The sequence below is a fragment of the Vibrio furnissii CIP 102972 genome (genome assembly GCF_000176175.1).
GTDB classification, from domain to species: Bacteria; Pseudomonadota; Gammaproteobacteria; order Enterobacterales; family Vibrionaceae; genus Vibrio; species Vibrio furnissii.
Genome location: NZ_ACZP01000011.1, coordinates 99,299 through 124,650, shown reverse-complemented (window position 1 = coordinate 124,650; position 25,352 = coordinate 99,299). Strand labels below are relative to the sequence as shown.

Annotated in this window: 30 protein-coding genes; 10 read left to right on the top strand and 20 right to left on the bottom strand. The window is 47.9% G+C overall.

Annotated elements, in window-relative coordinates; genetic code table 11:
- Window positions 1-98: 98 nt before the first annotated feature.
- Together VFA_RS02615 and VFA_RS02610 are read right to left on the bottom strand one after the other, a co-directional pair.
- On the bottom strand, window positions 99-659 hold the full coding sequence (locus VFA_RS02615; RefSeq protein WP_038150747.1) for a PIN domain-containing protein: 561 nt from the start codon (window positions 657-659) through the stop codon (window positions 99-101).
- Window positions 659-1,801 (bottom strand): ImmA/IrrE family metallo-endopeptidase, encoded by a 1,143-nt coding sequence (locus tag VFA_RS02610; protein WP_004724463.1) that lies wholly within the window; start codon window positions 1,799-1,801, stop codon window positions 659-661. Before VFA_RS02610 ends, VFA_RS02615 begins: the two co-directional genes overlap by 1 nt.
- 150 nt (window positions 1,802-1,951) lie before the next feature.
- Between VFA_RS02610 and radC the strand changes: the two genes are divergently transcribed.
- The 6 genes from radC to VFA_RS02575 all read left to right on the top strand — a co-directional run bounded on the left by radC (window position 1,952) and on the right by VFA_RS02575 (window position 5,080).
- Window positions 1,952-2,425: a RadC family protein gene (gene radC / locus VFA_RS02605; protein WP_004724462.1), complete on the top strand. Its 474-nt coding sequence runs from the start codon at window positions 1,952-1,954 to the stop codon at window positions 2,423-2,425.
- Window positions 2,422-2,859, top strand: a complete 438-nt coding sequence (locus VFA_RS02600) for a DUF2787 domain-containing protein (protein WP_004724461.1) — start codon at window positions 2,422-2,424, stop codon at window positions 2,857-2,859. The genes radC and VFA_RS02600 overlap by 4 nt, the downstream gene beginning before the upstream one ends.
- A gap of 50 nt (window positions 2,860-2,909) precedes the next feature.
- Window positions 2,910-3,353, top strand: coding sequence for a DUF2787 domain-containing protein (locus VFA_RS02595; RefSeq protein ID WP_004724458.1), 444 nt, complete (start codon window positions 2,910-2,912; stop codon window positions 3,351-3,353).
- Between the two features lie 318 nt (window positions 3,354-3,671).
- Window positions 3,672-4,406 carry a WYL domain-containing protein gene (locus tag VFA_RS02585; RefSeq protein ID WP_004724455.1) on the top strand — a complete coding sequence of 245 codons (735 nt, stop codon included), beginning with the start codon at window positions 3,672-3,674 and terminating at the stop codon, window positions 4,404-4,406.
- A gap of 30 nt (window positions 4,407-4,436) precedes the next feature.
- Window positions 4,437-4,805: a hypothetical protein gene (locus VFA_RS02580; protein ID WP_004724453.1), complete on the top strand. Its 369-nt coding sequence runs from the start codon at window positions 4,437-4,439 to the stop codon at window positions 4,803-4,805.
- 47 nt (window positions 4,806-4,852) lie between these two features.
- The gene (locus tag VFA_RS02575; RefSeq protein ID WP_004724451.1) at window positions 4,853-5,080 is read left to right on the top strand and encodes a hypothetical protein; all 228 of its coding nucleotides are present in this window, start codon (window positions 4,853-4,855) and stop codon (window positions 5,078-5,080) included.
- Window positions 5,081-5,238: 158 nt separating this feature from the next.
- On the opposite strand, the gene kwaB is transcribed toward VFA_RS02575, so the two are convergent.
- From kwaB to VFA_RS02540, 7 genes are all read right to left on the bottom strand, one after another.
- Entirely contained in the window at window positions 5,239-6,192 is a 954-nt protein-coding gene (kwaB, locus tag VFA_RS02570; protein WP_004724450.1) for an anti-phage protein KwaB, read from the bottom strand.
- Window positions 6,189-6,785, bottom strand: a complete 597-nt coding sequence (gene kwaA / locus VFA_RS02565; RefSeq protein WP_038150745.1) for an anti-phage protein KwaA — start codon at window positions 6,783-6,785, stop codon at window positions 6,189-6,191. Before kwaA ends, kwaB begins: the two co-directional genes overlap by 4 nt.
- Window positions 6,786-7,217: 432 nt before the next feature.
- The gene (locus VFA_RS02560) at window positions 7,218-7,664 is read right to left on the bottom strand and encodes a ribonuclease HI (protein WP_001914521.1); all 447 of its coding nucleotides are present in this window, start codon (window positions 7,662-7,664) and stop codon (window positions 7,218-7,220) included.
- Window positions 7,665-7,733: 69 nt separating this feature from the next.
- Window positions 7,734-7,934 carry an AlpA family transcriptional regulator gene (locus tag VFA_RS02555; RefSeq protein ID WP_001211744.1) on the bottom strand — a complete coding sequence of 67 codons (201 nt, stop codon included), beginning with the start codon at window positions 7,932-7,934 and terminating at the stop codon, window positions 7,734-7,736.
- A gap of 64 nt (window positions 7,935-7,998) precedes the next feature.
- Window positions 7,999-8,595 carry a YagK/YfjJ domain-containing protein gene (locus VFA_RS02550; RefSeq protein WP_038150740.1) on the bottom strand — a complete coding sequence of 199 codons (597 nt, stop codon included), beginning with the start codon at window positions 8,593-8,595 and terminating at the stop codon, window positions 7,999-8,001.
- A gap of 60 nt (window positions 8,596-8,655) precedes the next feature.
- Window positions 8,656-9,327 (bottom strand): inovirus Gp2 family protein, encoded by a 672-nt coding sequence (locus VFA_RS02545; RefSeq protein WP_004724438.1) that lies wholly within the window; start codon window positions 9,325-9,327, stop codon window positions 8,656-8,658.
- 64 nt (window positions 9,328-9,391) lie between these two features.
- A complete protein-coding gene (locus VFA_RS02540) occupies window positions 9,392-10,027 on the bottom strand; it encodes an inovirus Gp2 family protein (RefSeq protein ID WP_038150738.1) in 636 nt (211 codons plus the stop codon).
- Between the two features lie 464 nt (window positions 10,028-10,491).
- Between VFA_RS02540 and VFA_RS02535 the strand changes: the two genes are divergently transcribed.
- Window positions 10,492-11,391 (top strand): hypothetical protein, encoded by a 900-nt coding sequence (locus VFA_RS02535; protein ID WP_004724436.1) that lies wholly within the window; start codon window positions 10,492-10,494, stop codon window positions 11,389-11,391.
- Window positions 11,392-11,464: 73 nt separating this feature from the next.
- Here VFA_RS02535 and VFA_RS02530 read toward each other — a convergent pair whose 3' ends face one another.
- The 3 genes from VFA_RS02530 to fabR all read right to left on the bottom strand — a co-directional run bounded on the left by VFA_RS02530 (window position 11,465) and on the right by fabR (window position 14,014).
- The gene (locus VFA_RS02530) at window positions 11,465-12,724 is read right to left on the bottom strand and encodes a tyrosine-type recombinase/integrase (protein ID WP_000166747.1); all 1,260 of its coding nucleotides are present in this window, start codon (window positions 12,722-12,724) and stop codon (window positions 11,465-11,467) included.
- Window positions 12,725-13,001: 277 nt separating this feature from the next.
- Entirely contained in the window at window positions 13,002-13,373 is a 372-nt protein-coding gene (locus VFA_RS02525) for a YijD family membrane protein (protein ID WP_004724435.1), read from the bottom strand.
- Window positions 13,373-14,014 carry an HTH-type transcriptional repressor FabR gene (gene fabR, locus VFA_RS02520; RefSeq protein ID WP_004724434.1) on the bottom strand — a complete coding sequence of 214 codons (642 nt, stop codon included), beginning with the start codon at window positions 14,012-14,014 and terminating at the stop codon, window positions 13,373-13,375. Before fabR ends, VFA_RS02525 begins: the two co-directional genes overlap by 1 nt.
- Before the next feature lie 287 nt (window positions 14,015-14,301).
- Between fabR and sthA the strand changes: the two genes are divergently transcribed.
- Window positions 14,302-15,702, top strand: coding sequence for a Si-specific NAD(P)(+) transhydrogenase (sthA, locus tag VFA_RS02515; RefSeq protein ID WP_004724433.1), 1,401 nt, complete (start codon window positions 14,302-14,304; stop codon window positions 15,700-15,702).
- Window positions 15,703-15,758: 56 nt separating this feature from the next.
- Here sthA and dinF read toward each other — a convergent pair whose 3' ends face one another.
- The 4 genes from dinF to VFA_RS02495 all read right to left on the bottom strand — a co-directional run bounded on the left by dinF (window position 15,759) and on the right by VFA_RS02495 (window position 19,151).
- Window positions 15,759-17,063 (bottom strand): MATE family efflux transporter DinF, encoded by a 1,305-nt coding sequence (gene dinF, locus VFA_RS02510; protein ID WP_004724432.1) that lies wholly within the window; start codon window positions 17,061-17,063, stop codon window positions 15,759-15,761.
- A gap of 110 nt (window positions 17,064-17,173) precedes the next feature.
- Window positions 17,174-17,986: a class I SAM-dependent methyltransferase gene (locus tag VFA_RS02505; RefSeq protein ID WP_038150734.1), complete on the bottom strand. Its 813-nt coding sequence runs from the start codon at window positions 17,984-17,986 to the stop codon at window positions 17,174-17,176.
- An 86-nt stretch (window positions 17,987-18,072) separates the two neighbouring features.
- The gene (gene lexA / locus VFA_RS02500; protein ID WP_004724427.1) at window positions 18,073-18,699 is read right to left on the bottom strand and encodes a transcriptional repressor LexA; all 627 of its coding nucleotides are present in this window, start codon (window positions 18,697-18,699) and stop codon (window positions 18,073-18,075) included.
- An 89-nt stretch (window positions 18,700-18,788) separates the two neighbouring features.
- Window positions 18,789-19,151, bottom strand: coding sequence for a diacylglycerol kinase (locus VFA_RS02495; RefSeq protein WP_004724426.1), 363 nt, complete (start codon window positions 19,149-19,151; stop codon window positions 18,789-18,791).
- A gap of 203 nt (window positions 19,152-19,354) precedes the next feature.
- Here VFA_RS02495 and plsB point away from each other — a divergent pair, with 203 nt between their 5' ends.
- On the top strand, window positions 19,355-21,778 hold the full coding sequence (plsB, locus tag VFA_RS02490) for a glycerol-3-phosphate 1-O-acyltransferase PlsB (protein ID WP_004724424.1): 2,424 nt from the start codon (window positions 19,355-19,357) through the stop codon (window positions 21,776-21,778).
- Between the two features lie 90 nt (window positions 21,779-21,868).
- On the opposite strand, the gene ubiA is transcribed toward plsB, so the two are convergent.
- Both ubiA and VFA_RS02480 read right to left on the bottom strand, forming a co-directional pair.
- Window positions 21,869-22,723: a 4-hydroxybenzoate octaprenyltransferase gene (gene ubiA, locus VFA_RS02485; protein ID WP_004724423.1), complete on the bottom strand. Its 855-nt coding sequence runs from the start codon at window positions 22,721-22,723 to the stop codon at window positions 21,869-21,871.
- Window positions 22,724-23,263, bottom strand: coding sequence for a chorismate lyase (locus tag VFA_RS02480; RefSeq protein ID WP_004724420.1), 540 nt, complete (start codon window positions 23,261-23,263; stop codon window positions 22,724-22,726).
- Window positions 23,264-23,429: 166 nt separating this feature from the next.
- Between VFA_RS02480 and VFA_RS02475 the strand changes: the two genes are divergently transcribed.
- A complete protein-coding gene (locus VFA_RS02475) occupies window positions 23,430-23,837 on the top strand; it encodes a flagellar basal body-associated protein FliL (RefSeq protein ID WP_014204260.1) in 408 nt (135 codons plus the stop codon).
- 65 nt (window positions 23,838-23,902) lie between these two features.
- On the opposite strand, the gene glpG is transcribed toward VFA_RS02475, so the two are convergent.
- Window positions 23,903-24,748 (bottom strand): rhomboid family intramembrane serine protease GlpG, encoded by an 846-nt coding sequence (gene glpG / locus VFA_RS02470; RefSeq protein ID WP_004724417.1) that lies wholly within the window; start codon window positions 24,746-24,748, stop codon window positions 23,903-23,905.
- A 3-nt stretch (window positions 24,749-24,751) separates the two neighbouring features.
- Window positions 24,752-25,072: a thiosulfate sulfurtransferase GlpE gene (glpE, locus tag VFA_RS02465; protein WP_004724416.1), complete on the bottom strand. Its 321-nt coding sequence runs from the start codon at window positions 25,070-25,072 to the stop codon at window positions 24,752-24,754.
- Between the last annotated feature and the right edge of the window lie 280 nt (window positions 25,073-25,352).

Here is a 25,352-nt window from a genome sequence, read left to right as displayed (position 1 = left end):
ACTGATGGTGACCTTGGAGGCATTCCATCTCAAATACAGTCATTGAACAACATTTAAGACTGCGGGTAGTTTAACCCAGAATAGTAACCAGCTGATATTTAAAGCGGCGGTGATTTGCCAAAAAGGCGAGGATAATCTGAGTGGAATTTCGCTGGCATATCCGATATGTGTTGCCAGTAAGAGCACAGTGCATCGATTGTTTTCATATCAGCATGACCACAATCCAGCATAATTTTAAGTAACTCTAGTGTCGACATCACCTGCGCATCAAACACACGTGCCAATTCGCTCATGTCTTGATCATCGGTAACGACAGGAACACCAAGTTCAAGGGCGTAAGCAATATACCAAGCATCCACTCGAGAAGGACCGGACAGGTCAGTTTGGACATAATACCAGACGTACTCGAATGTATCTTTGATGGATTGCTTCTGCTTTCGGCTAATACTTGGAAAGTGTTTCCGGTTTTCAAGAAACTCGTAGTCTTCCGTCCAAGGAAACTTGCTTTGAAGTTTTCGGCCAGCTAGTTCTTGATTCAGTTCGGGTAAAATATACAAGCAGTACTGTTCGTCCCCAAAAGAGACGAACAACAGTGGTCTTATCGTTTTTGCCAATCGAAGGTAGGCGTTGGTATCTACTAGAATCTTGGATTGAGGCATCAGGTCAACTCTGTGTGGATACTCCGGGCATCAAGCAGTGGCATATCCAGCACAGTTTGCACAAATCCTGGTCCTTTGTTGTGTTCTTTTATGTAGGCTTTCAGAAGTTCAAATATTGGTGTTTCAAAACCTTCATTGACTAAGTCAATATAAGCTCTTGCTGTAGGGTTGCCTTGTTCATCAAGACCTGTAGGCTTAAGTAGAGCTTCGCTTAAGTTAGGATACTGTTGATTGAATTTCGTTACTGCAGCAAAAAATGAGTTACCCATATTTATCTCTGGGCACCCCATTCGAACCGCATATTTGTTGACTTGCTGAAGCACTGAGTTTGGCGAGATAACCTGTTTCTCGGCCAATTCTTTTAGTCTATTTATTTTTGCTGAAGGAGTAGCTACTGCAACTAGTTCCTTGTAAGCCTGTTCTGCCAATTCTGCCGGGTATAATAAGCAACCAGCAAATGCATCAGCAAAATCTTCAGCCTCATCGCCTTCCAATCCGGGAGACATGCAATGTCCCAACTCATGCGCCATCCAAAACTTGAAATCATGAATATTGGTATCAAGATTCAGATAAACCCAAGTACTTTGAGAATCAGGTAAGTAGATATGGATAGCGTTCTCATGGCGTTGCTTTGTACCCCATAAAACAGGAATGACAACCGCCTGTAATTCACTGAAACGGCGAATCAGATGTTTGAAGTCAATCTTATCCGTCGGCCCAACATTGATGTCTTCCCGCACCTTTGCCGCTACTTTGTGTAAATAGTCATAGTCACAATTTGGCGACTTAAGCACAGGAGGCATTTCAAACGTATCAAAAGGAAGGTAAGGCACAAGATGACGTAAAAAACGTCCCATCTCCTGAGCTTTCTCTACATGATGACTTTTTGTTTTTGCTGAGCCCTTTTTACGAAAGGCTACTTTGGGAGTATTAAGCTCTTGTTTGATAACAAGTTGATCAAACGTCAAACCCAGCAGCTTACCAAGCTGGAGTAGCTTGTTCGGGCGTGGGAATGACTTGGCATTTAGCCACTGCGAAACTGCTTCTTTGGATACAGCAAGGCCTTCTGCCACAGCGGTCTGTGTCAGTCCTTTCTTTTGCATCGCTTCAGTAGCGTTTTCTATATTAAGTACTTTTTGCATGTGGTGAGTATATGACCAGGTCAAGTTTTGTCAAGTTAAGAGATCTTGTTCAGATTCTACTTGTTGCTAAGTCATAAACCTCAATCCAAAAATCTTCAGGCATATGTCATCAATGTGAATACCCATCATTGATTCCGACAGGAGCCTGAAATGAATACCAAAACTCCCGATTACCAAAAGCAGCAACGCTATCAGGAAAATGAAATCCTAGAGCATGCGGCGGAGATACTGGCTACACGCTACGTGCGTGGTGATGCCCTAACCAATCCTGATGCCACCAAAGAGTATGTGCGCTGCAAGCTAGGCTGCTATGAGCGTGAAGTCTTTACCTTATTGCTGCTGGATAACCAAAACCGACTGATTGAGTTTAAAGAGCTGTTTCAGGGAACGGTGGATGCTGCTAGCGTCTACCCGCGAGAAGTGGTGAAAGCAGTGTTAGAAGTGAATGCCGCAGCGGTGATATTTGCCCATAACCATCCATCCGGTGATTCAACGCCGTCTCAAGCCGATAGACGCATAACCGAAAGACTCAAAGACGCTTTAGCGCTGGTGGATGTTCGCGTGCTTGACCATATCGTGACAGGAGATACCTGCACCTCGTTTGCTGAAAGGGGGTGGTTATGATTGAGCGACATTATGGTGAGCTTTCTATTGATGATGCTTTACATGCGTCATTGGAAGCACTTTTGAATCGATACACCATCTCGGACAATGCGGAGCGACTCGTATTGAACTGCCGTCAGATGAGTTACTACCGACACCGACAAGGTTTGCATCCGATAGAGATACAGCTTAAACGTGAGTCTGCCTCTAGCCCTTGGCTGGTGGTGTTCTTTGCCAGCTTCTCTTATCCCGATGACAACAGCACAACCGTTGAGCCTGAGTTGTACTTTCACCTTGCTAATCGCTGGTGCTATCAACCCGATGCGGGGAGCACGGATTTATCCCACCCAGAGGTACAAGAGCTGCTCTCGGTATGGATGAAAGCCTTTGCTCGTCACCTTTCCAGAAACGTTTTCGATGATGTGCAACTGACGATGGTCGGCACGTTCCAATAACTCTCACTCTCTCATTTCTTATTTGAATCCTGAAACAAGGAGGACTCACTATGTCCAAATTAACCTTTACAGCATCATTACTACCTGTGTCAAAGAAACTGCATAAGCTGTTAAGTGAACAGCTCACCGCTCATTTTCTGAGCAATGAAGCACTGACCACTAGCCGTTATCTGGTGTTTAACTTTCGCGATAAAAGTTACAGCGCGGAAGAAGGCGGGTTCCATCCGGTTGAGATGGCGATTTGCCAAACTTCAACAGGGGAATGGAGCGTTGAGTACATCACTGACTTTGCTTATATGGGCAACTACTATCCAGAGCTAGAGCGCAACTTGGATTTTGATTTTCGGGTTGGGCAGTTCTTTGTGGCCTATCGTGGCTGGCTACCGATGCAAGGTAGCCGTGATGCGAAAGAGCTGTATCGGCTATGGGAGAATAACTTTCTTGCCTATGTCGATATGGACTCCTACAACGAGATAGCCGTTACCCCGCAATAACTCATGACTTCCCTTCTTCTACAAACCATCAAACTTGTCACTGCCCTCATTACGTTGTTCTCTCTTTCCCCGTTCTTCGGTGCCATTGGAGCCTTATCTACTTTAGGGTTTCTGGTGGTGCTGTTGATTGGGTTATTGGCAGCCATTGCCGAGCTCAGTGATAAGCATAAGCCTCGTTAATGTTAATCGGCTCACGCTTTGGTGATGCCGATTGATGCTGTTTTCACCGTTGGACATTATGTGTCTGACCCACCTCTATTCTCCCGACATTAAATGTCCGACTCCGGTGTGGAGCTTTGATGTATTGAGAGCGTAGTCATGAGCAATAAAACCAGCATTGAAGGGTTATCCGCTTTGCTGCACACGCTGATGCTTATTCCTCAACATCGATGGATCACCGTTAGGGAGTTGCAGCAGCAGTTAGCCCTACTCGATATTCACCGCACCACGCGCAGCATTAAACGCTACCTCGATGACATCATTGTGGAAGTGTTTAACGTGGAGTGTGATTCGATGAGCATGCCCCATGTTTATCGTAAAACCTCAGAGCAATTACTGAAGCTCAACAAGCAGGAAATGCTCTATTGGCAACTGACCAACAAGTACTTACTACCGCTGGTTCCTGATGCACTGAATTATGGTCAAGGGTCCTCCTCGGAGAGAGACAAACCTTTACCACACAAGGGTTCAGCACATTCAAAAGAACAAGCATGGTTAGCAAAAGTACATGTGTATTTGCCCACAATTCGCGAGTGGAGTGACGAGCAACGGCAAGTGTTGAATGCGGTACACACGGCATTACTGCACAACCGTATGCTCAAGATATCGAGCCAAGTATTGCAGCAAGAGAAGGCGCTCATTGAGCCAATGGGACTCTCGGTTCAGTGTGACGCGCTCTTGCTGCTCTTTCGATTATCCGGTCAACACACGATACGTACCCTAGCCTTGCCTTTGATTGATGAGGCCAGTGTATCGACGTTTTCTTTTACCTATCCGACTGATTTCAACCTTGAACGGTTCATGCGTGAACACGATGGAATCAGTGCGTCCTGAATTTCACTCACCGATAAGGAGAGCACCGTTATGACATTAACCAACACCCTACTCCGATACGCCGCTATGACCATCCTGTTTATCGGGCTCACCGCTTGTGGCGACCAAGAAGAGACTCAAGCAGCAACAGCAGATATTGAAGTGTCGATATCGACTAACTCGCATTGGGGAACATTGGTTTTTGACCTGCAAGCCATCACCGACAGCACCGTAATTAGCAATGTGGTGATTAACCGTGGCAACTGCCGATTACCCGCAGGCACAACCTCGGAGCTATCAAGAAACGTTTCATTGAAGTTCGGTCAAACCTACACCGGATACAGCAACAACTGCACCGTAGACAGCGTGAAAGAAATCGAAGTCACCTCCAGCGCTGGCACCTTTGTCTACACCTTCTAACTTTCAATTCCCAAATAACACACTCAACCAACTCTTAAGGATCAACTATGAATAAGTCATCTCTACTTATCACTACAGCGTTAGCTTTCTCTGCCTCTTCCGCCTTTGCTGGTGGTACACTGGGCGGTAATCCATCCGCAGATTCGGGAGCCGTCAACGTTAGTGTAGGCAAATGTACTCAATACAAAATGGATGTGAAAACGGCGCAACAGGCAGGTAAAGACGTAGCGAGCATCACCGTTCCTGAAGGCTGTGAAGCAGTCAAAGAAAAGTAATACCTACCACCAGCGACGGTAAAAAATGACAATGGGGAGCAATTACGCTCCCCATTCTTAACCAATCGTGTATTACAGGTGCCACGCGACGCTACGTGAATACCAACTACCTATTTATTTTCGTAGCGCGTCATAGCTTTTAAATTAAACCTGAATTGCTATTCCAGTTTGTCTTTGGCCAAACTGTCATATTGAATATTTGTCAACTCTGACTCCAAGTAGTCATCACTCATAAGTTTAATAAAATGGTTCTGAGATATTTTTGTCTTTAAGACAAACTTATCCCCTGCGTCATTGAGTTTTAGTAGTTTTGACAGGTATTTGTGTTTCTGTGCAAAAGCGATGATGTCGTTGTTTGCTACTGCTCCCATTACTGGCGAGTTGCGGGCAACCTTTGCTAGTTTACGAGAAAACGCCATATCCTCGCCTTCTACCCGTTCGACTAGCGGTGCAGTATCTTCGATCAACGCCATATCTGTGAGTTTTGCTACGCATTTGGCGGCTGTGTCTTTGATTACATCGTGGAACCCAAGATATGACTCCAGCGTTTTAACATTTTCAACGTAATAATCGTTATCAAGCTTAAGAAATACGAAATTGGGATCTATCTTCAGGATGTTTGATTCAAGTTCAGACAATCTATTATTTGATTTGAACAGATTCAATGCACCTTGTTCAGCTTTGAGTACTGACACTGTGTACTGATGCTTGTAGAGTGTAATTGTTTCGTTGTTTCGCCCCGTCAGTACAACGATTATTGCACTGATATCATCAAAATCCCCGTCCCCGACTTGGTACTTATCAGGTGCATTAACTCTTAGTTGTAAGGCTTGTTCTAACAGGTCAAATTCAAGTGGCTTGTCGTCAAAGTCAAACTTATAAAGAGCGTTTTTCCTTTCATCAGCGTCCGATAATAGAGGCATCGACAATGATTCATTTTCCACGATCCCAGTCTTTAACTTTGAGACCATGCTCGTTTTTAAGCGGACCAGTGCAGCATTATCAACATCCGAATCTCTAATGTTTGCTTCGTCATCAACAAAGAACATTTTGATACCAATGCAATCATCAACAATTGCCCTCACCTTGTTTTTGAACTGTTCAACTGTCATTCGACCTTCCTTGCAAAACAAACACTGTTAGATAAGAACTTGAAATTTACTTGGTCACCTTCACTCAACTCACTCGTTGAAATAATGACCATATTTTTATACTGAGTGCCTCTACAACTCACGTCAGTTTTAAATAACTTGTAACCCAATAAAGCCAGTGTTGGGTTAGCATAATATTTATCGGTTTTGATGAAAATTAATCCAATAACTGCCAAAAGTAAGAAGTAAGCAATCGTCTTTCTTGTCTCATCAAAAGTAAAACCAATGAATGGCAGGATATAAGTTGCTAAAAACACCAAGTGCTCATAGCTCTCACTGCTGGACTTCTCGATCTTCATGACATCAAGAGAGCCACCTTTCACTTCATTCTCAAACCGAAAATAGAAATACACACCTGCAACCAACCCCAGCAGCGACAAGATGCTAGAAAAGTTTTTCTTTGCAATGTCTGCAAATGCACTGAAGCCAACAAATTCGCAATTCTCGCCAAAACAGTACGGAACATCTACAGTCAAAAATATAATAAAAACAAATAAAACCAGTAGTGAAAGTATGTACAACCCGATTTTATCCAAGGTATTTGAAAGATCCATCCTCACCACCCTAATTACTGTCTATAAATACAGTATACATATTCCTGAACGATCTTTCATAAAGATACTTCTGAAACCCAATAAAGGTTTCTCTGATTGCTGCTGGTGAACCAAATACCTCAACAGCATCGCCAATGGTGTTGTATTTGAGTTCTATCAGGTTGCGCATCTTGCTGGGCGATAGTTGAATCGCCACTGAAATGGTAGACACTTACTAGCATTACAAAAATTAGGCCTACAATCCAGTACCAAGCAGAGCTGGTTAAGTTATGCGAAACAAGGTATGGGGAAAAACTTGCTAAGAGAGCGGTTAGTCTAATGCCAACTCTTGCTTCCTCATCGCATCCACCTTCAGATATATGTTATCTACAAAAACGCAAATAACAGGTAATAGCGGCTTGTTAGATTGAGCCTACAAACCGCATTATTACATCAATCGATATCACTTCTAGCAGCATCAACTGCTAACGAATCCGCTATCTCATTCCCTCTGACACCAGAATGAGCTTTGACTTTAAGTACCTCGACATACTTTCTAGAACGCAGTTCATCGACTTGTTTCCAGAGTTGCCGATGCTTAACCGGCTTCTTATTCGCTTTACGCCACCCTCGGTCTTTCCAGTCATCAAGCCAAATGTTGAAACCTTTAACACAGTAATCATTATCTGAATAGATAACATCACCATCTTCGGCATACTCCAGCCCTTCGATAAATGCCAGTAACTCCAGCTCCGCACAATCCGTCTCTCGGTCAATGGTGATGCTCTCTTCATGGACTATCTCATTGTCTTCATCCATCACCACCAGCCCGATACCACCTCTCATACAGACGTGTTGATTGTTTGGTGCAGCGCCGTCTACGTAAATTGAATAACTCATTTTTTATCTCTCTCTAATTGCAAAAAGGGCGCATGACTTTGCTTAGCCAGCGCCCCGTTGATGTTTGTGTTACTGAAAGGATTCTTGGTTGTCTCGCATACTCAGACGCGATTCCATCCATTCCTCGATTTCACTTTCTACCCAAGCTACCGCTCGTCCACCGAGTGGCACACTCTTAGGAAAGTCGGTTTCATCTGCCATGAACTTGTAGATAGTTGAACGGCCTAGCCCTGTAAGTGACATCACTTCTTTTAGTCGTAGAAATCTCATGGGAATTGTCTCCTCTTGTATATACCCATGTGATAAGCCGCAACTGTAAAAAAATGCAGTCGGCCTACTCCAAGCTAGAGCCAAAGCAGTACACCGTCTCGCTCCACGCTTCAGCAAGACTACTCATCCGTTTATAGACGCAGTTCTTTATGTCAGTATCTGTGCTCTTACAGCGTGTACCCAAGCTATAGTTCCCTCGGTCGTTCAGTTGGACCATTGAGCGCTCATTGCCTTTGTAGTGCTTTTTCATCGCTTCTCCCCAAGCAGTTTTCAGATGCCCCACAATTTCGTTACGCTTGTCCATGGAAATAACATCACCAAAATGCTGTTTATAATCAGTAAACAACATCACTTGATAATGGTGCGAACGGCTATCCGCTCGCTTACGCCACACGTAATGCAACGAATTGGTGTTCAGCTTCTCTTTCAGGATTTCAAAGTAGTCCTTAAGGGTACTGAGATTGGTGTCTTGATGATCTTTAGGCAGGTATAAGTCCAAACGTGTAGTGAGAACGATGTCAAACTGACTGAGTGCCTGTTCAAAGACATCGACCATCGAGGTCAGTGCTGACTCGTATAACCCCTTGTCGCTGTAATACAGCGGGTAATCTTCAAAAGTTCTATCAAGGGTAATGCTTGGGAGGTAAGTTCTATTTGCCATGAGTAATGCCTTTTTGTGTGTGAATGACATAGGCATTGCTCGCGTTGTATTTTTTTAAGGTCAGTCGTGACTGCAACCAAAGCTCTTATTTCGGTGATCGTTCAAGTTGGCAATGGGCTTCGCGAGACGACTGATTCGATAGAAGAACTCGTTTAACTGTAACGGGAACACTTCAGCGTCTGACAACAGCTCAAAACCTTCATTCGTAGGAGAGTAGGCTAATCCAGAGCATGGTTGGCTGTAATTAGCTTCAACCACCCTATCCCATGTCTTCCTCACTTTTTTGTAGAGAAAACGCCCCCAACCCTCTCGACCAGTACCTAAGTTTTGAAAGAGATCCCTATCAAAGAGCAAGATAAGATGATGGTGGTGCTGGCTGGTGGATTCATTCGCCTTCGTCCAGATATAGCGAATGACCGTTTGCTGGTATTGATAAGTTCTGTCGGTGTATTTGTCCTTACAGAGTGCATTAGTCTCCGATTCCAAAATACGAAAGAACTGGGCAAACACCATTAGGTAATCTCCCTCAAAGTCACTCGGTAGGTTTAGGTTGATGTGAACAGCAAAGATTCTTGGGTATTGGTTTAGTGCTTCAGTCAGTACTCGGTCTATCCCCTCTAGGTATTCGAGGACGAGACCATCCTCAAAGTAGTAGAGTGGTTTCCCATTGAAGGTTCTGTCATGAGTGATGGTGTGGACTCTTTGATGAGCTACGTTGAGTTGATGAGTCATGATTGGTTCCTGTGGTTTGTTGTGATTCCCACAGGAACTGTTTCCAACGTAATTTTTAAGGGGATTAAGAGCTAGTAGCGAAGTTTCTCATAGTCCCTCCGTATACCTTTGAATTAGGTTTCGCGAAATAGCACACCCTTTTGAATAGCTCATTCTTCGATTGTTCAATATCCGATGCTTTCAGGTTTAAGCGATACACACCATTCTTGCAGAAATGGACCAATGCTGGTTTCTCCTGTTTGATAGCGCTGCACCATGCTTGCTTAATCAAGTCGGCTAGAGAGCCATCTGACGCCCCAACATCCCCGAGTTGATAATAGATATCTTTATTCAAGAAAATAGCCACATGGTAGTGGTACTGCTCAGAGGTATTCTTCTCTTTTGCCCAGATGTAACTGGTCTTGTTCTTTAAACCCCTTCCCCAGCTTTTCTCTTTACGTTTTATATCTACGTCCAATTTGGCATTTAGGGATTTGAAGAATCGAGTGATGACTTTCGAATCTGCATCATCGAAATCTTCGGGTAAGTGTAGGTCTATCCGAAAGACGGATAGCCTAGGGTGATACTTCAATGCTTTCTCTATCAATTGAGAAATCTTGTAGAGGTGAAACTTACGATAGAAGAATCGTTGCTTTCGTTTCGTTGGTTGAGGTAGGTCGTAGTTGTTGAACTTGTCTTCAGATGTGTACTGGTGATTCATGGTGTTGTTATCCCTATTCGTGTGTCTCTCATACACACAGGGAGTAACGTAAGTTTTAGTAGTTGGTAGTTATGTATATTACCTATACCAACAACGATACATCACGGTGTTGTGAACACAGTGTCACAAATAACACGCTTACATTAGCTCACTTACTCTTTCCTCTTCTTCAAAAACAGTTAACCAACTGAAAAAAGAAATATTCCCCTTTACGTCACTCGAACATTATCATGAAAAAACCATTGCAAAAATGTCTAGAACAAAGCGACAGACCCTGTAATTACTAGATTTAGAACTAACGCCGTTCATAATCAAAGTATAATTTAGGAACTTTTTTACTACAAAAAACCATCAGAAACACCACATATTAAACTCATTAAAATTGACATTAAATCATTTAAAAAACTTCATTAAAACTACAATTTTGATACAGTAAGTCATCAAATAGACATCGATAAATCATCATGAATAAAACAGAAAAAGAACTTGCTGATAAGGGATTGTTTAGAGCAAACAACATCCGATACTTAAGATTTTATGCTGCTTATATTTCCGCCCATGCAGACATACGCTTCACATTTCAAAGCCAAGATAAAGAAGAGTTACAGCGTAAAATTAAGTTGGCACTAGATAATCAACGTAATGACCTAGAGCCTAAGATTGAAGATATGAACAAACAGGCTTTAAAGTCATTACTAGCTGATCGTTCATTCGCTTGGATAGATAAAAAAGAGGATAGAATTGTTTACTTTGCTTGGTCGTTACTAAGATTTGTCTCAACTATCTCAGATGACTTAGATGTCCATAAGCGAGGATTTGACTACGCCTTTGGAACGCCATACTGTAAAAACAATTTACATAATGAAGAGACAAATCCGTATAAAAAATCAGGCTTAAATCAGTTACCATTAAGCCGAATTGAAGCTCATGAGCTTATCTATGAGTTCTTTGACCAATGGCAAGCTAATACGTTAGCTAAAGATAGGTTGATGTCGCTTCTAAAGGAAAAATGGTTATACATAGCTAACGAGCTACGCCCCGACTATTCATGGATAGATCCGAAGAATAAGAAGCAAAACATATGGATTTACAACTACATAAAATCAAAGCTTGAGTTTTTACCTCATCTAACACCGCCAATATCGACAGCACAGTATTACAATACGAATATCGCGTTATTAGATACATTATTTACATGTAGAAATGGGGCAGTAAGAAGAGAAAAGCCTCTTCCACGAGAATTAGAGTTGTCACCACTACGTACATTCAACTTACTTTCTAATGAAGTTATGTACACAATGATGAAAGCATGGAAGCAAAAGCAGTATCGAGAAAAGACCGGACGCGCATCAGCTAAATCTTAATCAAGCTATACACAATTCGAACAGACACCGCTCCATAAAGAGCGGTTAATCTGACCGTAAAGAAAAGACTAAATTAGGCCATCTTAGCAGAGGGTAACGGGTGGACGTTCGCTTCCATTAGCGATTGCAACTTGTTACCCCATGCCTCCAGAACCTTCAACTGCTCATCGATATAATCATGATGGTTATAGACTCTGAGCATACCAGGCAGCTGGTGGCCGACTGTCTTTTCAATCGCTACGATATCTAACCCCATTTCACTACAACGACTGATAAAGGTACGACGCAAGTCATGAGGTGAAAAGCGCTCAAAGTCGCTAGGTAGATTACGTTTGATCAATGCCCGTACAGCCGCAGGTTCTTGCACTCTATCGACCATTAGTTGGGGCCATACCAACTTCCACTTACTTGGCACACTGTCACGCTGCTCGTTTAGAAGTGCAAGCAAGTAGCCACTTAAAGGCACTTTACGTGCGTCTTGGCTTTTAGTGTGCCGCTCTTCTGAGCTGGCTGGTAGTAGCCAAATTCCCTCATCAAAATCTAACTCACTCCAACGCATTTCCAGTACGGCACTAATACGCTGTCCACAACCAAGTAAGAACTGCATTAAACGGATGTTCGAGGGATCTGTACGCCATGACGGCATACTCGTTAACAGAATCTTTAACTCTGAAAAGCTTAAATTACGTTTTGTGACTTTAGAGCCGCCACCAACGTCTTTTGCTTTCAGTTGGGGTGCAGGATGAGTATCGAGCATATTTAGCGCTAGGGCATGGTTAATCACTTGGTTGATGATTTTATGGCAAACTCCAATGGCCCCCGCCATACGCTTACCGTCTTTATCAACCTTAGCATCAAAGACCCTATTAAGGTCATATATGCTTAAATCTGCCAATTTGATGTTACCGAGAACTGGCTTGATATCTCGATTGTAAATGGTCCTCGACTGGTCACCCCGTAGCTGTTTTGATAGCCGTTTCTCATCAAAGCTAATAAACGCATCATCAAAGGTTTTCGCTTCATCTTGCGCTCGTTTCTCTATATCTAGTTCAACCTTTGGGTTCTTACCATTCTCCAACCAACTTCGATAACGGCCAGCTTCCTTTCGCGCCTGATCCAATGTCATCCCGCGCTCTGGTTTGATCTTAATGTATCGACCCATAGAGATTTTTTCGTGTTTCTTCCCTACTTGAAAACGAAAGATCCAAGTCATTGTGCCTGTTGGACGAACTCGAATGTTCAATCCTTCGACCTTCTTATCGGGGATCGAGTATTCCTTATCCTGTGGCTTCAATGCTTGCAACGTTGCATTGGTACTGATTCGTTTCGTCATCGTTGGAAAACCTCTGCATTTCTGGGTACGGCTCTGGGTACGGCGTGGGGTACGGGAAACACCGAGTTTCTATTGTAAGGCTTTGGACTCCAACGGACAATAAGATCACAAAAAACACTACAAATCATCACGTTACAATTAAAATATATAACTCTGTAGACTTTGACGGACCAAAGATTCTATTTACCCACCATATGGAAGCGGGTGTGCTGCTGGAACGCAAAGCGTAAGCATAAAAAAACGAGCCTCATGGCTCGTTTTTTGTGTCCGTTTCCACCTACGAGGTGCGGCCCAGATACCCCAGCTTGCGACCGATCCACACCAGCAGCAACAGAGCGACCACAATCGCAAAGAAGTTCGAGCCCGAATCTGGATACTGCGCTTTGATAAACGCATTGTGACCAAACGCGCCCACAAAGAAACACGCCAAGCCCACCAAAGGAATATCCTCTGAAACGGGATGACGCAGATACTCTTGGTACAGCGCCTGCACGGACAACACCAATGCGATCAATGGAAAAATAGAAAAATAGACCTCACTCATGGTCATCCACGACAAAATAGCGTCGCCACACATACCAGCCACCAGTGCCAGCACCAGCGTTTTACGTTCAGAACCGTGATCGGTTTTGCTGTTTTCCTTCGTCATTAATCTATTCCACCTTTGAGTCGATTACGTTCACGTTCTTTGCGATACCAGAACGCCCCCTTGGCGACCATTCGCAACTGCATGATCAGACGTTCCGATAACTCTTCCCGTGAACGTCGGTCTAAATCCAGCGCTTCTGCGCCTGAAGTAAATACCAAGATAACGGAGGCTTCCGCCTGCGTGACCGCTTCTTCGCGGTTCATACCAGTATTCACCAAGTATTCGGTCAGTTCGGCCGAAAAGTGCTGCATCTCGCGCGCCACAGCGGTCCGAAACGCCAAAGACGTTCCAGAACGTTCACGCAGGAGCAAGCGAAACACGTTGGGACTGCTTTCGATAAACTCCATGAAGGTTTCGACCGAAGTGCGAATCACGCTGCCCTCTTTGACGATGCGTTGACGCGCCTGACGCATCAGTTGACGCAGCAACAAGCCGCCTTCATCCACCATGGTTAAACCCAACTCGTCCATGTCTTTAAAATGCCGATAGAACGATGTCGGGGCAATCCCCGCTTCACGGGCGACTTCCCGCAAGCTTAAATTAGAAAAACTGCGATCAGCGCTCAATTGGCTGAAGGCGGCATCAATCAGTGAACGACGCGTTTTCTCTTTTTGTTGTGCACGAATACCCGTAGATTTCATACTGCGTAAGTTCTCTGCCTGGTCCCATAATGGCCCATACTATAACGCGAATGTGAAACTTGTCTAAGTGGCAAAGCATGTCCGTTTGAGCCAGCAGACAATTTATCCTGCCGTGTGGTTCCCTGTTGCTCGCGCAGCCACCCGGCCAGTACGAGTGTGCAACACCGAATATTTCTTGCGATGACGTGATCCCCTGCACTCTCTGATGGGAACACGATTTACCGACTCGTGGAATCAGTTAAAATCTCGCTACAGCAATGTTAAGCGAAAATAACAAGGAAATCCTTATGGCACAGAACAACCACTTTGACGTCATCGTAATCGGCAGCGGCCCCGGCGGAGAAGGTGCCGCGATGGGGCTCAGCAAAGCGGGAATGAATGTCGCCATTATTGAAAAAGAGAGTGGCGTCGGCGGCGGATGCACGCACTGGGGCACCATTCCCTCCAAAGCCCTGCGTCATGCGGTCAGCCGGATCATCGAATTCAACAGCAATCCGCTATTTTGTAAGAACAACACCAGCTTGCACGCCACCTTCTCAACCATTCTGAGCCACGCCAAAACGGTGATCGACAAACAAACACGCTTGCGCCAAGGGTTTTACGATCGCAACCAATGCTCACTGATTTTCGGCACCGCCAAATTTGTTGACGCCCACACCGTGGCGGTCACCAAAAGCGATAACACGATTGATCTCTACACCGCCGATAAGTTTGTGATTGCCACCGGCTCTCGCCCTTACCGCCCAAATGATGTCGACTTCAACCACGCACGCGTCTACGACAGCGACTCGATTCTCAACCTGAAACACGACCCGCGCCACATCATCATATACGGCGCAGGCGTGATTGGCTGTGAATACGCCTCGATTTTCCGAGGCCTAGGCGTGAAAACCGACCTCATTAATACCCGCGACCGCTTACTGGCGTTTCTGGACAACGAAATCTCCGACGCCTTGTCGTACCATTTCTGGAACAACGGCGTGATCATCCGCAATGACGAGACCTACGAGAAAATCGAAGGCACAGAAGATGGCGTCATTGTGCACCTGAAATCCGGTAAGAAGATGAAAGCCGATTGCCTGCTTTACGCCAACGGCCGAACCGGGAACACCGATAAGCTCAATCTGGAAGTGGTTGGCCTGTCACAGGATTCACGCGGCCAGCTCACCGTCAACACCAACTACCAGACCGAGGTGGACCACATTTACGCCGTTGGTGATGTGATTGGTTACCCAAGCCTTGCCAGCGCGGCGTACGATCAGGGGCGCTTTACCGCGCAAGCGATCGCCAAAGGCAACGCAACCAACCAACTGATTGCCGACATTCCAACCGGCATCTACACCATTCCGGAAATCAGCTCGGTTGGTCGTACCGAGCAAGAGCTGACGGCCGCGAAAGTGCCGTACGAAGTGGGCCGCTCGTCCTTCAAACATCTGGCGCGCGCACAGATTTCCGGCAAAGACGTTGGCAGCCTGAAAATCCTGTTTCACCGCGACACCAAAGAGATTCTCGGCATTCACTGTTTTGGGGAGCGCGCAGCAGAAATCATTCACATCGGTCAGGCGATCATGGAACAAAAAGGCGCAGCCAACACCATTGAGTACTTCGTGAACACGACCTTCAACTATCCGACGATGGCGGAAGCGTACCGCGTGGCCGCGTTGAACGGGTTGAATCGCTTGTTCTAACACAGCGCCTAAAGCAAAAAACGCAGCTCAAGGCTGCGTTTTTTGATTGAATGCGATCAGGCGAGAAACGTTCCTTTCCGCCACTGACGCATCAGCACGACGCCCAAACTGAAACCGCGCATCGCCATAAAGCTCAGCATCGCCAACCACAACGCATGATTTCCCAAGAAGGCAAAGCCGTAGAACACCACAAAAAAAGTACTCGCAGCCACAAACATGCTGTTGCGCATTTCACGCCCTTTGGTGGCACCGATGAAAATGCCGTCCAACAAAAAGCACCACATGGACGTCAGCGGCATCGCCACCAGCCACGGTAAATACACTTGCGCCGTTTGCTGCACCGTCGGAATGTCGGTGATCAGCCGGATCAGCGCCGATCCATACCCACCAAACGCCAGTGTCAACAGCAAACAGATCACCACACTCCAGAACGCACTGCCAATCATCGCCGCTTTCAGTTGCGCTTCACTTTTCGCGCCAATCGCTTTCCCCACCATGGCTTCCATCGCGTAGGCAAACCCGTCCATGCCATAAGAAATCATCATCAGAAAGCTCATCAAGACCGCATTGGCGGCCACGGTTTGATCGCCAAACGCTGCGCCCTGAAACGTCATAAAACTGAATGCCGCCTGCAGGCACAGTGAGCGCAAAAAGATATCGCGGTTAAGCGCGACAAAACGGCTGAGCCCCTGCGTGGATTCACGCAGCAAGGCCAAAGGAGAGGGCAACTGATGTTGCAGCCAATAGCGCCACACACACCATAAACCAAAACTCATGCCTGAATAATCGGCGATCACCGACGCCAATGCTGCCCCTTCGACTTTCCAGCCCAACCCGAGCACAAACAGCAAATCCAACGCAATATTGACCACGTTGGTGATGATCACCATCCACATCGGCGCACGTGAGTTTTGCGTCCCGAGTAGCCAACCGAGCAACACAAAGTTCGCCAGTGATGCGGGGGCACTCCAAGCGCGAATGATAAAATACTGCTGCGCGTAATGTTTCACTTCGGCACTGGCAGCGCTCAAACCAAACACCCCATCAGCAATGATGCGATGCAGCAGTAAAAAGATCACCGCAAACCCCAACGCCATCAACATGCCTTGCAGCCAGACGCGCGCCAACCCCACGCGGTTGTCAGCCCCCAAGGCTTGCGCGGTTAAACCGGTGGTCGACATACGTAAAAAACCCAGCAGCCAGAAGGTCACGCTAATGACGGTGCCACCCAGCGCCACCCCGCCCAAATACCAAGCGTGCTCAAGATGCCCGATCACGGCAGCATCAACCAAGCCCAACAGCGGGATGGTGATGTTCGAGAGCACCATGGGAATCGCCAGCCACAACACCTGTCGATGCATGGCTGGATTGGAAAGCGTCTGAAAAAGAAATTGCACGGAGTCACCCTCAAGTCATTGAGAGCAAAGTGTATCGAAGATGGCGAACCACGGCTATGGTTTGCGCGGCAGGCTTACCAGCGGGCGTACACCACCACAGGGGTATAACGCTGCTTGAGCGCGCCGATTTTGCTGATGAGGCGATGCCAGAACTTCCAACGCCCGCAATGCCGATCCAGTGGAGAATGCGTGCTCACCGAGCGCGCCCACGGCAGGCAATCCAACACCGCTTCACCCGCATGCGCAAAGCCATGTTGATACTGACCCGATCCCATGTTTTGCCCCAAACGAGTCGCCGTGCGATCGCCCGCTAGCACCAAGCAAGCACTGGCATTGACGAAGTTCAGCCCCAACGCGCGAATAAAACGCGACACCTGCGTGCGGTCCCCATCAAGCAGTGCATGCTCACACACAATGAGCACCGGCGCGTATTCCGGCACCGGCAAGCGATCAAGCCAAGATAAATCGGTCACACTGCCGCAGCTGTGTTGATAACGTTCACTGCTGTGAAACAGTTTTTGACGCCACAATAAGTTTTCCGTGACATCCAATTCCAGCCAGTGACAGCGGCCATTGTCAACGCGATAAAAACGCGTATCTAGCCCCGCACCAACGTTCACAATCCAGCCATCCGGATGCGCTTCCAGAAAACTGCGAACTTGTTGATCGCACAGTTGGGTCAACGTGACGTGCAGAAGTTGTTTTTGATCGATGTCGCCAGAGAGACATTCCGGCGCAAGAAGACAGCGCTGACACGCAGACGCAGCAATGGGGTCGTACACTAAACCGTTATCCACCAAGCTTTCGCGACTGCGCAACCACAACGGCTGCATCAAATTCGCAGGGATCGGATAACGTCTTGTTGAGGGGGAACGGGTTGAGCGCATTATCATCTTCCTTACATCGCACAAAGAAGATGATAATGAATATCAATTAGATTGACAAGTTATTGAGAATGACTCTCAGGAAAATCCTACATCCAGTCAGTATTGCGAATGATGCCAACCGCAATGCCTTCGATGGTCAGATCCTGACAAGTGAGATCCACTTCGATCGGTGAAAACGCTTCATTTTCAGCATGCAACAGCACTTTCGCGCCTTTGCGTTCCAAACGTTTTACGGTGACGTCATCTTCCACGCGGGCCACGACCACTTGGCCGTTGTGCACATCTTGGGTTTTGTGCACCGCCAGCAAATCGCCATCCATGATGCCGATATTTTTCATACTCTCGCCATGAACGCGCAGTAGGAAATCCGCTTGTGGGCGGAACATGCCCGGATCAACCTGATAGTGCGCTTCGACATGCTCTTGAGCGAGAATCGGTTCACCCGCCGCCACACGACCAATCAGGGGCAAGCCTGCATCGTCTGCGTTGTCGTTCGCCGCTTCCACCAGAATACGAATCCCACGAGAGGCACCCGGTACGATTTCAATCACTTGTTTACGTGCCAGAGCTTTCAAATGCTCTTCCGCCGCATTGGCAGAACGGAAACCCAGCTCACGTGCAATTTCAGCACGAGTGGGTGGCATTCCGGTTTCATCGATCTTGCTTCGAATCAGATCGAACACTTCTTGTTGGCGTGGCGTCAACGGCTTCATAAGTCACCTGTCTTTTTATACAGTTGCCTGTGAGTATATCCAGTATTTGGTGAAATGCAAACCAATTGCTCGTTTTTTATATCAACGGGTTAGATAAACAGAGCCTCGACCCACACGTAGCCGCAAATAGCCATGGCGACAAACACCGCCGCCGAGCCCATGTCTTTGGCGCGCCCCGCCAATTCGTGTTGCTCTGAACCAATGCGATCCACCACCGCTTCCACAGCACTGTTGAGCAGCTCCACCACCATCACCAACAGCACGGTGCCAATCATCAGCATGCGTTCTAATTGCGTGACATCCAGCCACACCGCCAATGGAATGAGCACACCGGCGAGAATGGCTTCTTCGCGAAAAGCGGCTTCGTGTTTTAATGCCGCACACAGGCCTTGGTATGAATAGCGTGTCGCTTTGATGACGCGTTTAATTCCTTGAGGATTTTTTTGCTGCACGTGTGTTTCCCGTTCTGGACATTTCACGCAGAAATGACGCTTTGGTAATCATTAAAATTAAAAGGTTCGACCAGTTTCTGGTATGCTTGCTGCTCAAAAAAAGACACCGATTGACGTGTATCGCATTTTTCATGCTCTCTGTTTCTTATGAAAAACACGCTGCACGTCAGTTTCTGTATGTATTCTTGAGGCCTTGAACTCTTATGTCTTCTGGACACTCATTTTCGCGTTCCTTGTTGAAATTACCACTGTCTGTTCTGGTAAAAGGTACGGTCATTCCATCCAATCCGATCGATGATCTCGAGATTGATATTAACAAGCCGATCGTCTATGCACTACCCTTTCGCTCCAATGTCGACCTGTTGACGCTGCAAACGCATGCGTTACAAGCCGGCCTGCCGGATCCGTTAGAACCGCTGACCATTCATGGTCACACGCTGAAACGTTACGTGTTCATCTCGTCGCGCCCCACGCTGCTGCAAGATGACAATCAGGTGCCGACCGATTCTATCGCCACATTCAGCGAAATGCTCAGCCTGCATCAAGAAGATTCGGAGTTGGATGTGCAGGTCATTCCTGCCACCGTCCTGTGGGGACGCAAACCGGGCAAAGAAGGTCGGGAACGTCCATATTTGCAAGCCTTGAATGGCCCGCAAAAAGCCAAAGCGGTCTTTGCCGCCGGACGGGACTGTTTGGTGCGCTTTAGCCCCGTGGTCTCGCTGCGTTATATGGCCGACTCGCACGGCACCGATGCCTCGATTGCTCACAAGCTGGCACGTGTGGCGCGCATTCACTTCTCACGTCAGAAGCTGGCGGCGTCTGGGCCAAACCTGCCACAACGCCACCAGTTGTTCCAACGCTTGATGAACTCCCCAGCGATCGAAAAAGCGATTGCTGATGAAGCGGCCGCGAAGAACATCTCGCTGGAGAAAGCGCGCAAAGAAGCGCACGACATGCTTGATGAAATCGCCGCAGACTTCTCTTACTCGTTGGTGCGCAAAGGCGATCGCATTCTGGGTTGGTTGTGGAACCGTATCTATCAAGGCTTGAACATCAATAACGCCGCGACGGTGCGCCGTCTGGCACAAGATGGTCACGAGATTGTGTATGTGCCCTGTCATCGCAGCCACATGGATTACCTGTTGCTGTCGTACGTGTTGTATCACGAAGGCATGGTGCCCCCGCACATTGCGGCAGGCATTAACCTCAACTTCTTCCCGGCCGGACCGATTTTCCGCCGTGGTGGCGCATTCTTTATTCGTCGCAGCTTTAAAGGCAACAAACTCTATTCGACCATCTTCCGCGAGTATCTGGCTGAGCTGTTTGCCAAAGGCTACTCGGTGGAGTACTTCAGTGAAGGGGGCCGCTCACGCACAGGTCGCCTGCTGCAAGCCAAAACCGGCATGCTGGCGATGACCATTCAAGCCATGTTGCGCGGTCTCAACCGCCCGGTCACGCTGGTGCCCGTGTACATCGGCTATGAACATGTGATGGAAGTGGGCACTTACGCCAAAGAGCTGCGCGGTAAACGCAAAGAGAAAGAGAATGCCAGCCTGGTGCTGCGCACCATTCGTAAACTGCGCAACTTCGGTCAAGGCTACGTGAACTTTGGTGAGCCGATTCCATTGAACCAGTTCTTGAATGAGCAAGTGCCCGAGTGGACGCAAGACATCGATGCCATGGGCGCCAGCAAACCCCAGTGGATGACACCGGTGGTGAACAAGCTCGCAACGAAGATGATGACGCACATTAACGATGCGGCCGCCGCCAATGCCATGACCCTATGTGCGACGGCGCTTTTGGCATCGCGTCAACGCGCGCTGGCCCGTGACAATCTGGTGAAGCAGATCGATTGCTACCTGCAATTGCTGCGCAACGTGCCCTATTCCAACACCTATACCGTGCCAAGCGACAGCGCGGAAAGTTTGGTGCAACACGCCGAATCTCTGGATAAGTTTGTGGTGGAAACCGACACCATGGGCGACATCATTTCGCTCGATCGCAATCAATCGATTCTGATGACCTACTATCGCAACAACATCATTCACCTGCTGGCGCTGCCATCACTGATTGCGCAGATGCTGATCCGTCAGCAACAAATGCCGGTGGAACAGATTCAGACCTGTGTTGCGAAGGTGTACCCGTTCCTCAAACAAGAGCTGTTCCTCAGCCATGATGAAACGCAACTCGATGAGGTGGTGATGCATTATCTCGCCGAGCTGCAACGCCAACAATTGGTCACGCTGGACGATGGCATTGCCACCATCAACCAAGCGCAGACACAGGTGCTGATGCTGCTGGGTCGTACCATCTCTGAAACGCTGCAACGCTACGCGATCACACTCAACCTGTTGGTGGCTAATCCTGAGCTGGGTAAATCCGATCTGGAAAGCAAGAGCCAAGAAATTGCGCAGCGTCTGGGTCGACTGCACGGCATCAACGCCCCCGAGTTTTTCGACAAAGGCGTGTTCTCATCGATGTTTGTCACGCTCAAACAGCAAGGTTACCTCGACAGCGATGGCAACTGCCACCTCGACCAGACCAAGCACTTCTCGCGCATGCTCTACACCATGCTTTACCCTGAAGTGCGCCTGACCATTCAGGAAAGTATCTGTCAGGTGGAATAATTCCCCGCAGACACACAAAAGGCATCCCGCGGGATGCCTTTTTTCTTGCTCATACGTGAGTCACGTCGATACCAAACACCGCGGCCACGCTTAGAGGAAAGAGATAAACATCCCCAAAGCGATCGCCATCCCGACGTAGTTGTTGTTGAGGAACGCCTGAAAACACGGCATGCGATCGCGATGGCGAATCAGATGCTGTTGATACACAAACAAACCGCTGGCCGCCAACAATCCCCAGTAATAACTGGCGCCCAGTTGGAAGCTGTACCCAAGCGCAATCAGCATCGCGATGGTCAGCAGTTGCAACACACCGATGATCAGTTTATCGAAGCGGCCAAACAGAATCGCGGTCGATTTCACCCCGATCAGCAGATCGTCATCACGGTCGACCATGGCGTATTGCGTGTCGTAGGCCACCGTCCACAGCACGTTGATCACAAACAGATACCACGCCACCAACGGCAATTCACCCGATTGCGCCGCCCACGCCATCGGAATCGACCAGCTAAACGCCAAGCCAAGAAAGAATTGTGGCAGGTGCGTATAGCGCTTCATAAACGGGTAGATGAACGCCAGAATCAGCCCGGCAAACGACAGTTTGATCGTCAGCGGGTTCATGGTCAGCACCAAGAGAAACGACAGCAGCGACAGCAGCACAAACAGCGTAAAGGCTTCACGCGCCGTCACTTTGCCCGCAGGCAGCGGACGCTGCGCGGTCCGTTTGACGTGGCCGTCGACTTTGCGATCGGCAAAATCATTGATCACGCACCCCGCCGAACGCATGGCAAATACCCCAATCACAAACACCACCAACACGTTGAAATCCGGCATGCCTCGCGCGGCTAAAATCAATGCCCAAATGGTCGGCCACAACAGCAGCAATGAGCCAATCGGACGATCCATGCGCGTTAACTGCCAATAGGCGCGGGCTTTTGCAGTATTCATCTACACTCTCTCCTTAGAGTAAATCAGTGAGTCTGGCAGAAACAGTTCTGCCACCAACATGGGTTTGTCGTTCATCCACAAGCGGGAGCGGCGTGCCATCAGCGGGCCGTGCGCGGTGTGCGCCCAGCCAACCTGCAAAGCGTCACGTTTCGCATTGTCAGAGCTAAACACCGTCAAGCCCAGCGGAATCTCGCCTTGTTGGGTGAAATCGTGGGATTGATCCTGCAGTGAAGAGCGTGGAATCAATGTGCTGCCTAACACCCAAGGCACCTCATCTCCCAATAGAACCACCTGACGTAAGAGGCAATCTTCGTGTGCCAATAGACCAATTTCATCCGCCTGAAGCGCGTCGTGACTCATCACTTGGTTACGCAACAAATTGACACGAAAATGCTGACAATGTTGTGCCATCAAATGTGATAATGAGCCCTGCTCTAACAACCAAATTTTGGCGTTTTCATCAGGATACCGGAAATGGTCTGGCTGCTGCCATGTGACCTGGCGCAAAGCCGTCAAATAAAGCGAAGTTGTTTGATTCATACTAGTATTCAATATGACGTTTGATCGTCATACAATAAGGCCCAACTGGGGAGACATCCCTGAACTTTCGAACCCTATCAAGCATTTTGTTTACAATTAGATGCGCTATTGTAACAAGACTCGGGCGTTTCGAGTATCGTGAACCGTAGAAAGAATTGACAGAAATATGCTTAAACGTTATCTAGTCCAAACAATGCTGGCTCTCGGCTTGCTTCTTCCGTGCGTGGCTCATGCCGAGGAAAACGAAGCACCGAAGTTTGCCTATTTCACCCTAGAACCCGATCTGACCACCAACTTTTATACCAAAGGCAAAAAGCTCGGCTACATTCAGGTACGTATCGACATTATGGTGGCCAGCAGCACAGACCTGCCCTTGATTGAAACGCATCAGCCACTGATTCGTGATGCGGTGGTCGAATTGCTCGGCAAACAGACGGAAGACACCATCAAGTCGTTGGCCGGACGCGAAGATTTACGCAAAACCTTGGTCGAGCAGCTCAATAATATTCTGCTGACAGAAACCGGGCGACGCGTCATCGCAGACTTACTGTTCACCAAGTACATTTATCAGTAAGCACCACGCCCCATCGGTGCGACAGCGATACAAAAAAGCGGCTCATCAGCCGCTTTTTTGATGCGTTAGTCCTGCGCAGTTTTGGACTGAAAACGTCCGGCATCATGCAAACCGAGCACCACGCCGGTCACCAATCCTGCTAAGTGCGCCGTATTGGCAATCGCCATAAAGGGTTGCACATACCCCAACACCAACCAAACCAGCATGAAACCGATCAGCGGTTTGGGCATGCCAAGGCCCACATGCGGCGCGCGCGCACCAAGCATCCACAGGTAGCCGACCAGCGCATACACCACACCCGACAGACCACCAAAATTGGCCCCTTCGACCCAATATTGGCCAGCGCCCGACAGCGCAGCCGAGATCAAAAACACTTGCAGTAACTTGCCACTGCCGAGGCGCTTTTCGATGTCGCCCCCCAGTTGCCACCACCACAACAGGTTGAACACAATGTGGATCACCGAGAAATGCAGCAGCGCATGCGTAAACCAACGCCATAGCTGCCATTGCTGGCCCGCGTGCGCCGGAAAGTGCAGCGCGCCAAAAATCTGATTGCCCAACCCCACATAGGCCAGCACGAAGATCACCGCGCACACCGCCATCACCAACAGGGTCAACGGGCCCGCTTTCGCGCGCACCATCGCCATCATGCTGGGCGAACGGTAATGGAATTGAGATTGACGGGATTCGGCCATCGTCCACGACGCGGCCTGATATTTAGCATCATGTGGATGGTGCAAAAACTGCTTTAATTCCGCTTCCGCTTCCACTTGGTGCTGATCGTCGACCAACCACAACGCAAACTGATTCCCCCCTTCCGGCATCATCTGAATTTCAATCTGGCGCGAGGCCATGTAATCGATGAAGGCTTGCGCCACGCGCGGGTTATTCAGGGCAATCAGTCTAATCATAAGTCAGCTCGCTTCGACAGGCAGGTTGGCACGATGCCAGGCTTCAAAACCACCATCGACACTATACACCTGTTCAAAGCCCTGGTTAACCAGGTATTGCGCCGCGCCTTGGCTGCTGATGCCGTGGTAACACATCACCAGCACCGGTTGATCAAATTCGACTTGTTCCATGAAAGAGACGATCGTGTCATTGGTCAGGTGATATGCCGTTTGGGCATGCGCCACAGCAAACGACTGCGGATCACGAATGTCGACGAGCTGGGCATTGTGTTGTTCGATGAGTGCTTGCGCACCCGCCACATCGATGTGCTGAAATTGGTCCATGTTGAGTTCTCATTTGGGCATTATTTTACAGCACACAGTGTAACCTATCCCACGCTGAACAAGTACACGGGCGGAGTAAGGTTATCCACCAGCGATCAAATTCTCATCATTTGTGGATAATTCTGTGGATTGCGTTGATAAAGTGGTTTGATTGAAATCGATCCACAACATCTTGTGATGATCCTGATTTAGTTGTGTGTAAAGAGAAACATATCCCCAAATAGAAAACAGCGTTCAAGCCTTGATTTACCCCGCTTGATGACAGTCAGTAAATAATTTT

What these genes read in the sequence shown, in the direction of transcription:
- VFA_RS02480 (WP_004724420.1), bottom strand. Translation starts at nt 23,263, where the DNA reads ATGAATCAAACAACTTCGCTTTATTTGACGGCTTTGCGCCAGGTCACA.
- VFA_RS02615 (WP_038150747.1), bottom strand. Translation starts at nt 659, where the DNA reads ATGCCTCAATCCAAGATTCTAGTAGATACCAACGCCTACCTTCGATTG.
- dinF (WP_004724432.1), bottom strand. Translation starts at nt 17,063, where the DNA reads ATGCATCGACAGGTGTTGTGGCTGGCGATTCCCATGGTGCTCTCGAAC.
- kwaB (WP_004724450.1), bottom strand. Translation starts at nt 6,192, where the DNA reads ATGACAGTTGAACAGTTCAAAAACAAGGTGAGGGCAATTGTTGATGAT.
- VFA_RS02610 (WP_004724463.1), bottom strand. Translation starts at nt 1,801, where the DNA reads ATGCAAAAAGTACTTAATATAGAAAACGCTACTGAAGCGATGCAAAAG.
- VFA_RS02560 (WP_001914521.1), bottom strand. Translation starts at nt 7,664, where the DNA reads ATGAGTTATTCAATTTACGTAGACGGCGCTGCACCAAACAATCAACAC.
- VFA_RS02585 (WP_004724455.1), top strand. Translation starts at nt 3,672, where the DNA reads ATGAGCAATAAAACCAGCATTGAAGGGTTATCCGCTTTGCTGCACACG.
- VFA_RS02530 (WP_000166747.1), bottom strand. Translation starts at nt 12,724, where the DNA reads ATGACGAAACGAATCAGTACCAATGCAACGTTGCAAGCATTGAAGCCA.
- lexA (WP_004724427.1), bottom strand. Translation starts at nt 18,699, where the DNA reads ATGAAGCCGTTGACGCCACGCCAACAAGAAGTGTTCGATCTGATTCGA.
- VFA_RS02525 (WP_004724435.1), bottom strand. Translation starts at nt 13,373, where the DNA reads ATGACGAAGGAAAACAGCAAAACCGATCACGGTTCTGAACGTAAAACG.
- VFA_RS02505 (WP_038150734.1), bottom strand. Translation starts at nt 17,986, where the DNA reads ATGCGCTCAACCCGTTCCCCCTCAACAAGACGTTATCCGATCCCTGCG.
- VFA_RS02575 (WP_004724451.1), top strand. Translation starts at nt 4,853, where the DNA reads ATGAATAAGTCATCTCTACTTATCACTACAGCGTTAGCTTTCTCTGCC.
- plsB (WP_004724424.1), top strand. Translation starts at nt 19,355, where the DNA reads ATGTCTTCTGGACACTCATTTTCGCGTTCCTTGTTGAAATTACCACTG.
- glpG (WP_004724417.1), bottom strand. Translation starts at nt 24,748, where the DNA reads ATGATTAGACTGATTGCCCTGAATAACCCGCGCGTGGCGCAAGCCTTC.
- glpE (WP_004724416.1), bottom strand. Translation starts at nt 25,072, where the DNA reads ATGGACCAATTTCAGCACATCGATGTGGCGGGTGCGCAAGCACTCATC.
- VFA_RS02535 (WP_004724436.1), top strand. Translation starts at nt 10,492, where the DNA reads ATGAATAAAACAGAAAAAGAACTTGCTGATAAGGGATTGTTTAGAGCA.
- sthA (WP_004724433.1), top strand. Translation starts at nt 14,302, where the DNA reads ATGGCACAGAACAACCACTTTGACGTCATCGTAATCGGCAGCGGCCCC.
- VFA_RS02580 (WP_004724453.1), top strand. Translation starts at nt 4,437, where the DNA reads ATGACATTAACCAACACCCTACTCCGATACGCCGCTATGACCATCCTG.
- VFA_RS02545 (WP_004724438.1), bottom strand. Translation starts at nt 9,327, where the DNA reads ATGACTCATCAACTCAACGTAGCTCATCAAAGAGTCCACACCATCACT.
- VFA_RS02540 (WP_038150738.1), bottom strand. Translation starts at nt 10,027, where the DNA reads ATGAATCACCAGTACACATCTGAAGACAAGTTCAACAACTACGACCTA.
- ubiA (WP_004724423.1), bottom strand. Translation starts at nt 22,723, where the DNA reads ATGAATACTGCAAAAGCCCGCGCCTATTGGCAGTTAACGCGCATGGAT.
- VFA_RS02555 (WP_001211744.1), bottom strand. Translation starts at nt 7,934, where the DNA reads ATGAGATTTCTACGACTAAAAGAAGTGATGTCACTTACAGGGCTAGGC.
- VFA_RS02600 (WP_004724461.1), top strand. Translation starts at nt 2,422, where the DNA reads ATGATTGAGCGACATTATGGTGAGCTTTCTATTGATGATGCTTTACAT.
- radC (WP_004724462.1), top strand. Translation starts at nt 1,952, where the DNA reads ATGAATACCAAAACTCCCGATTACCAAAAGCAGCAACGCTATCAGGAA.
- fabR (WP_004724434.1), bottom strand. Translation starts at nt 14,014, where the DNA reads ATGAAATCTACGGGTATTCGTGCACAACAAAAAGAGAAAACGCGTCGT.
- VFA_RS02595 (WP_004724458.1), top strand. Translation starts at nt 2,910, where the DNA reads ATGTCCAAATTAACCTTTACAGCATCATTACTACCTGTGTCAAAGAAA.
- kwaA (WP_038150745.1), bottom strand. Translation starts at nt 6,785, where the DNA reads ATGGATCTTTCAAATACCTTGGATAAAATCGGGTTGTACATACTTTCA.
- VFA_RS02550 (WP_038150740.1), bottom strand. Translation starts at nt 8,595, where the DNA reads ATGGCAAATAGAACTTACCTCCCAAGCATTACCCTTGATAGAACTTTT.
- VFA_RS02475 (WP_014204260.1), top strand. Translation starts at nt 23,430, where the DNA reads ATGCTTAAACGTTATCTAGTCCAAACAATGCTGGCTCTCGGCTTGCTT.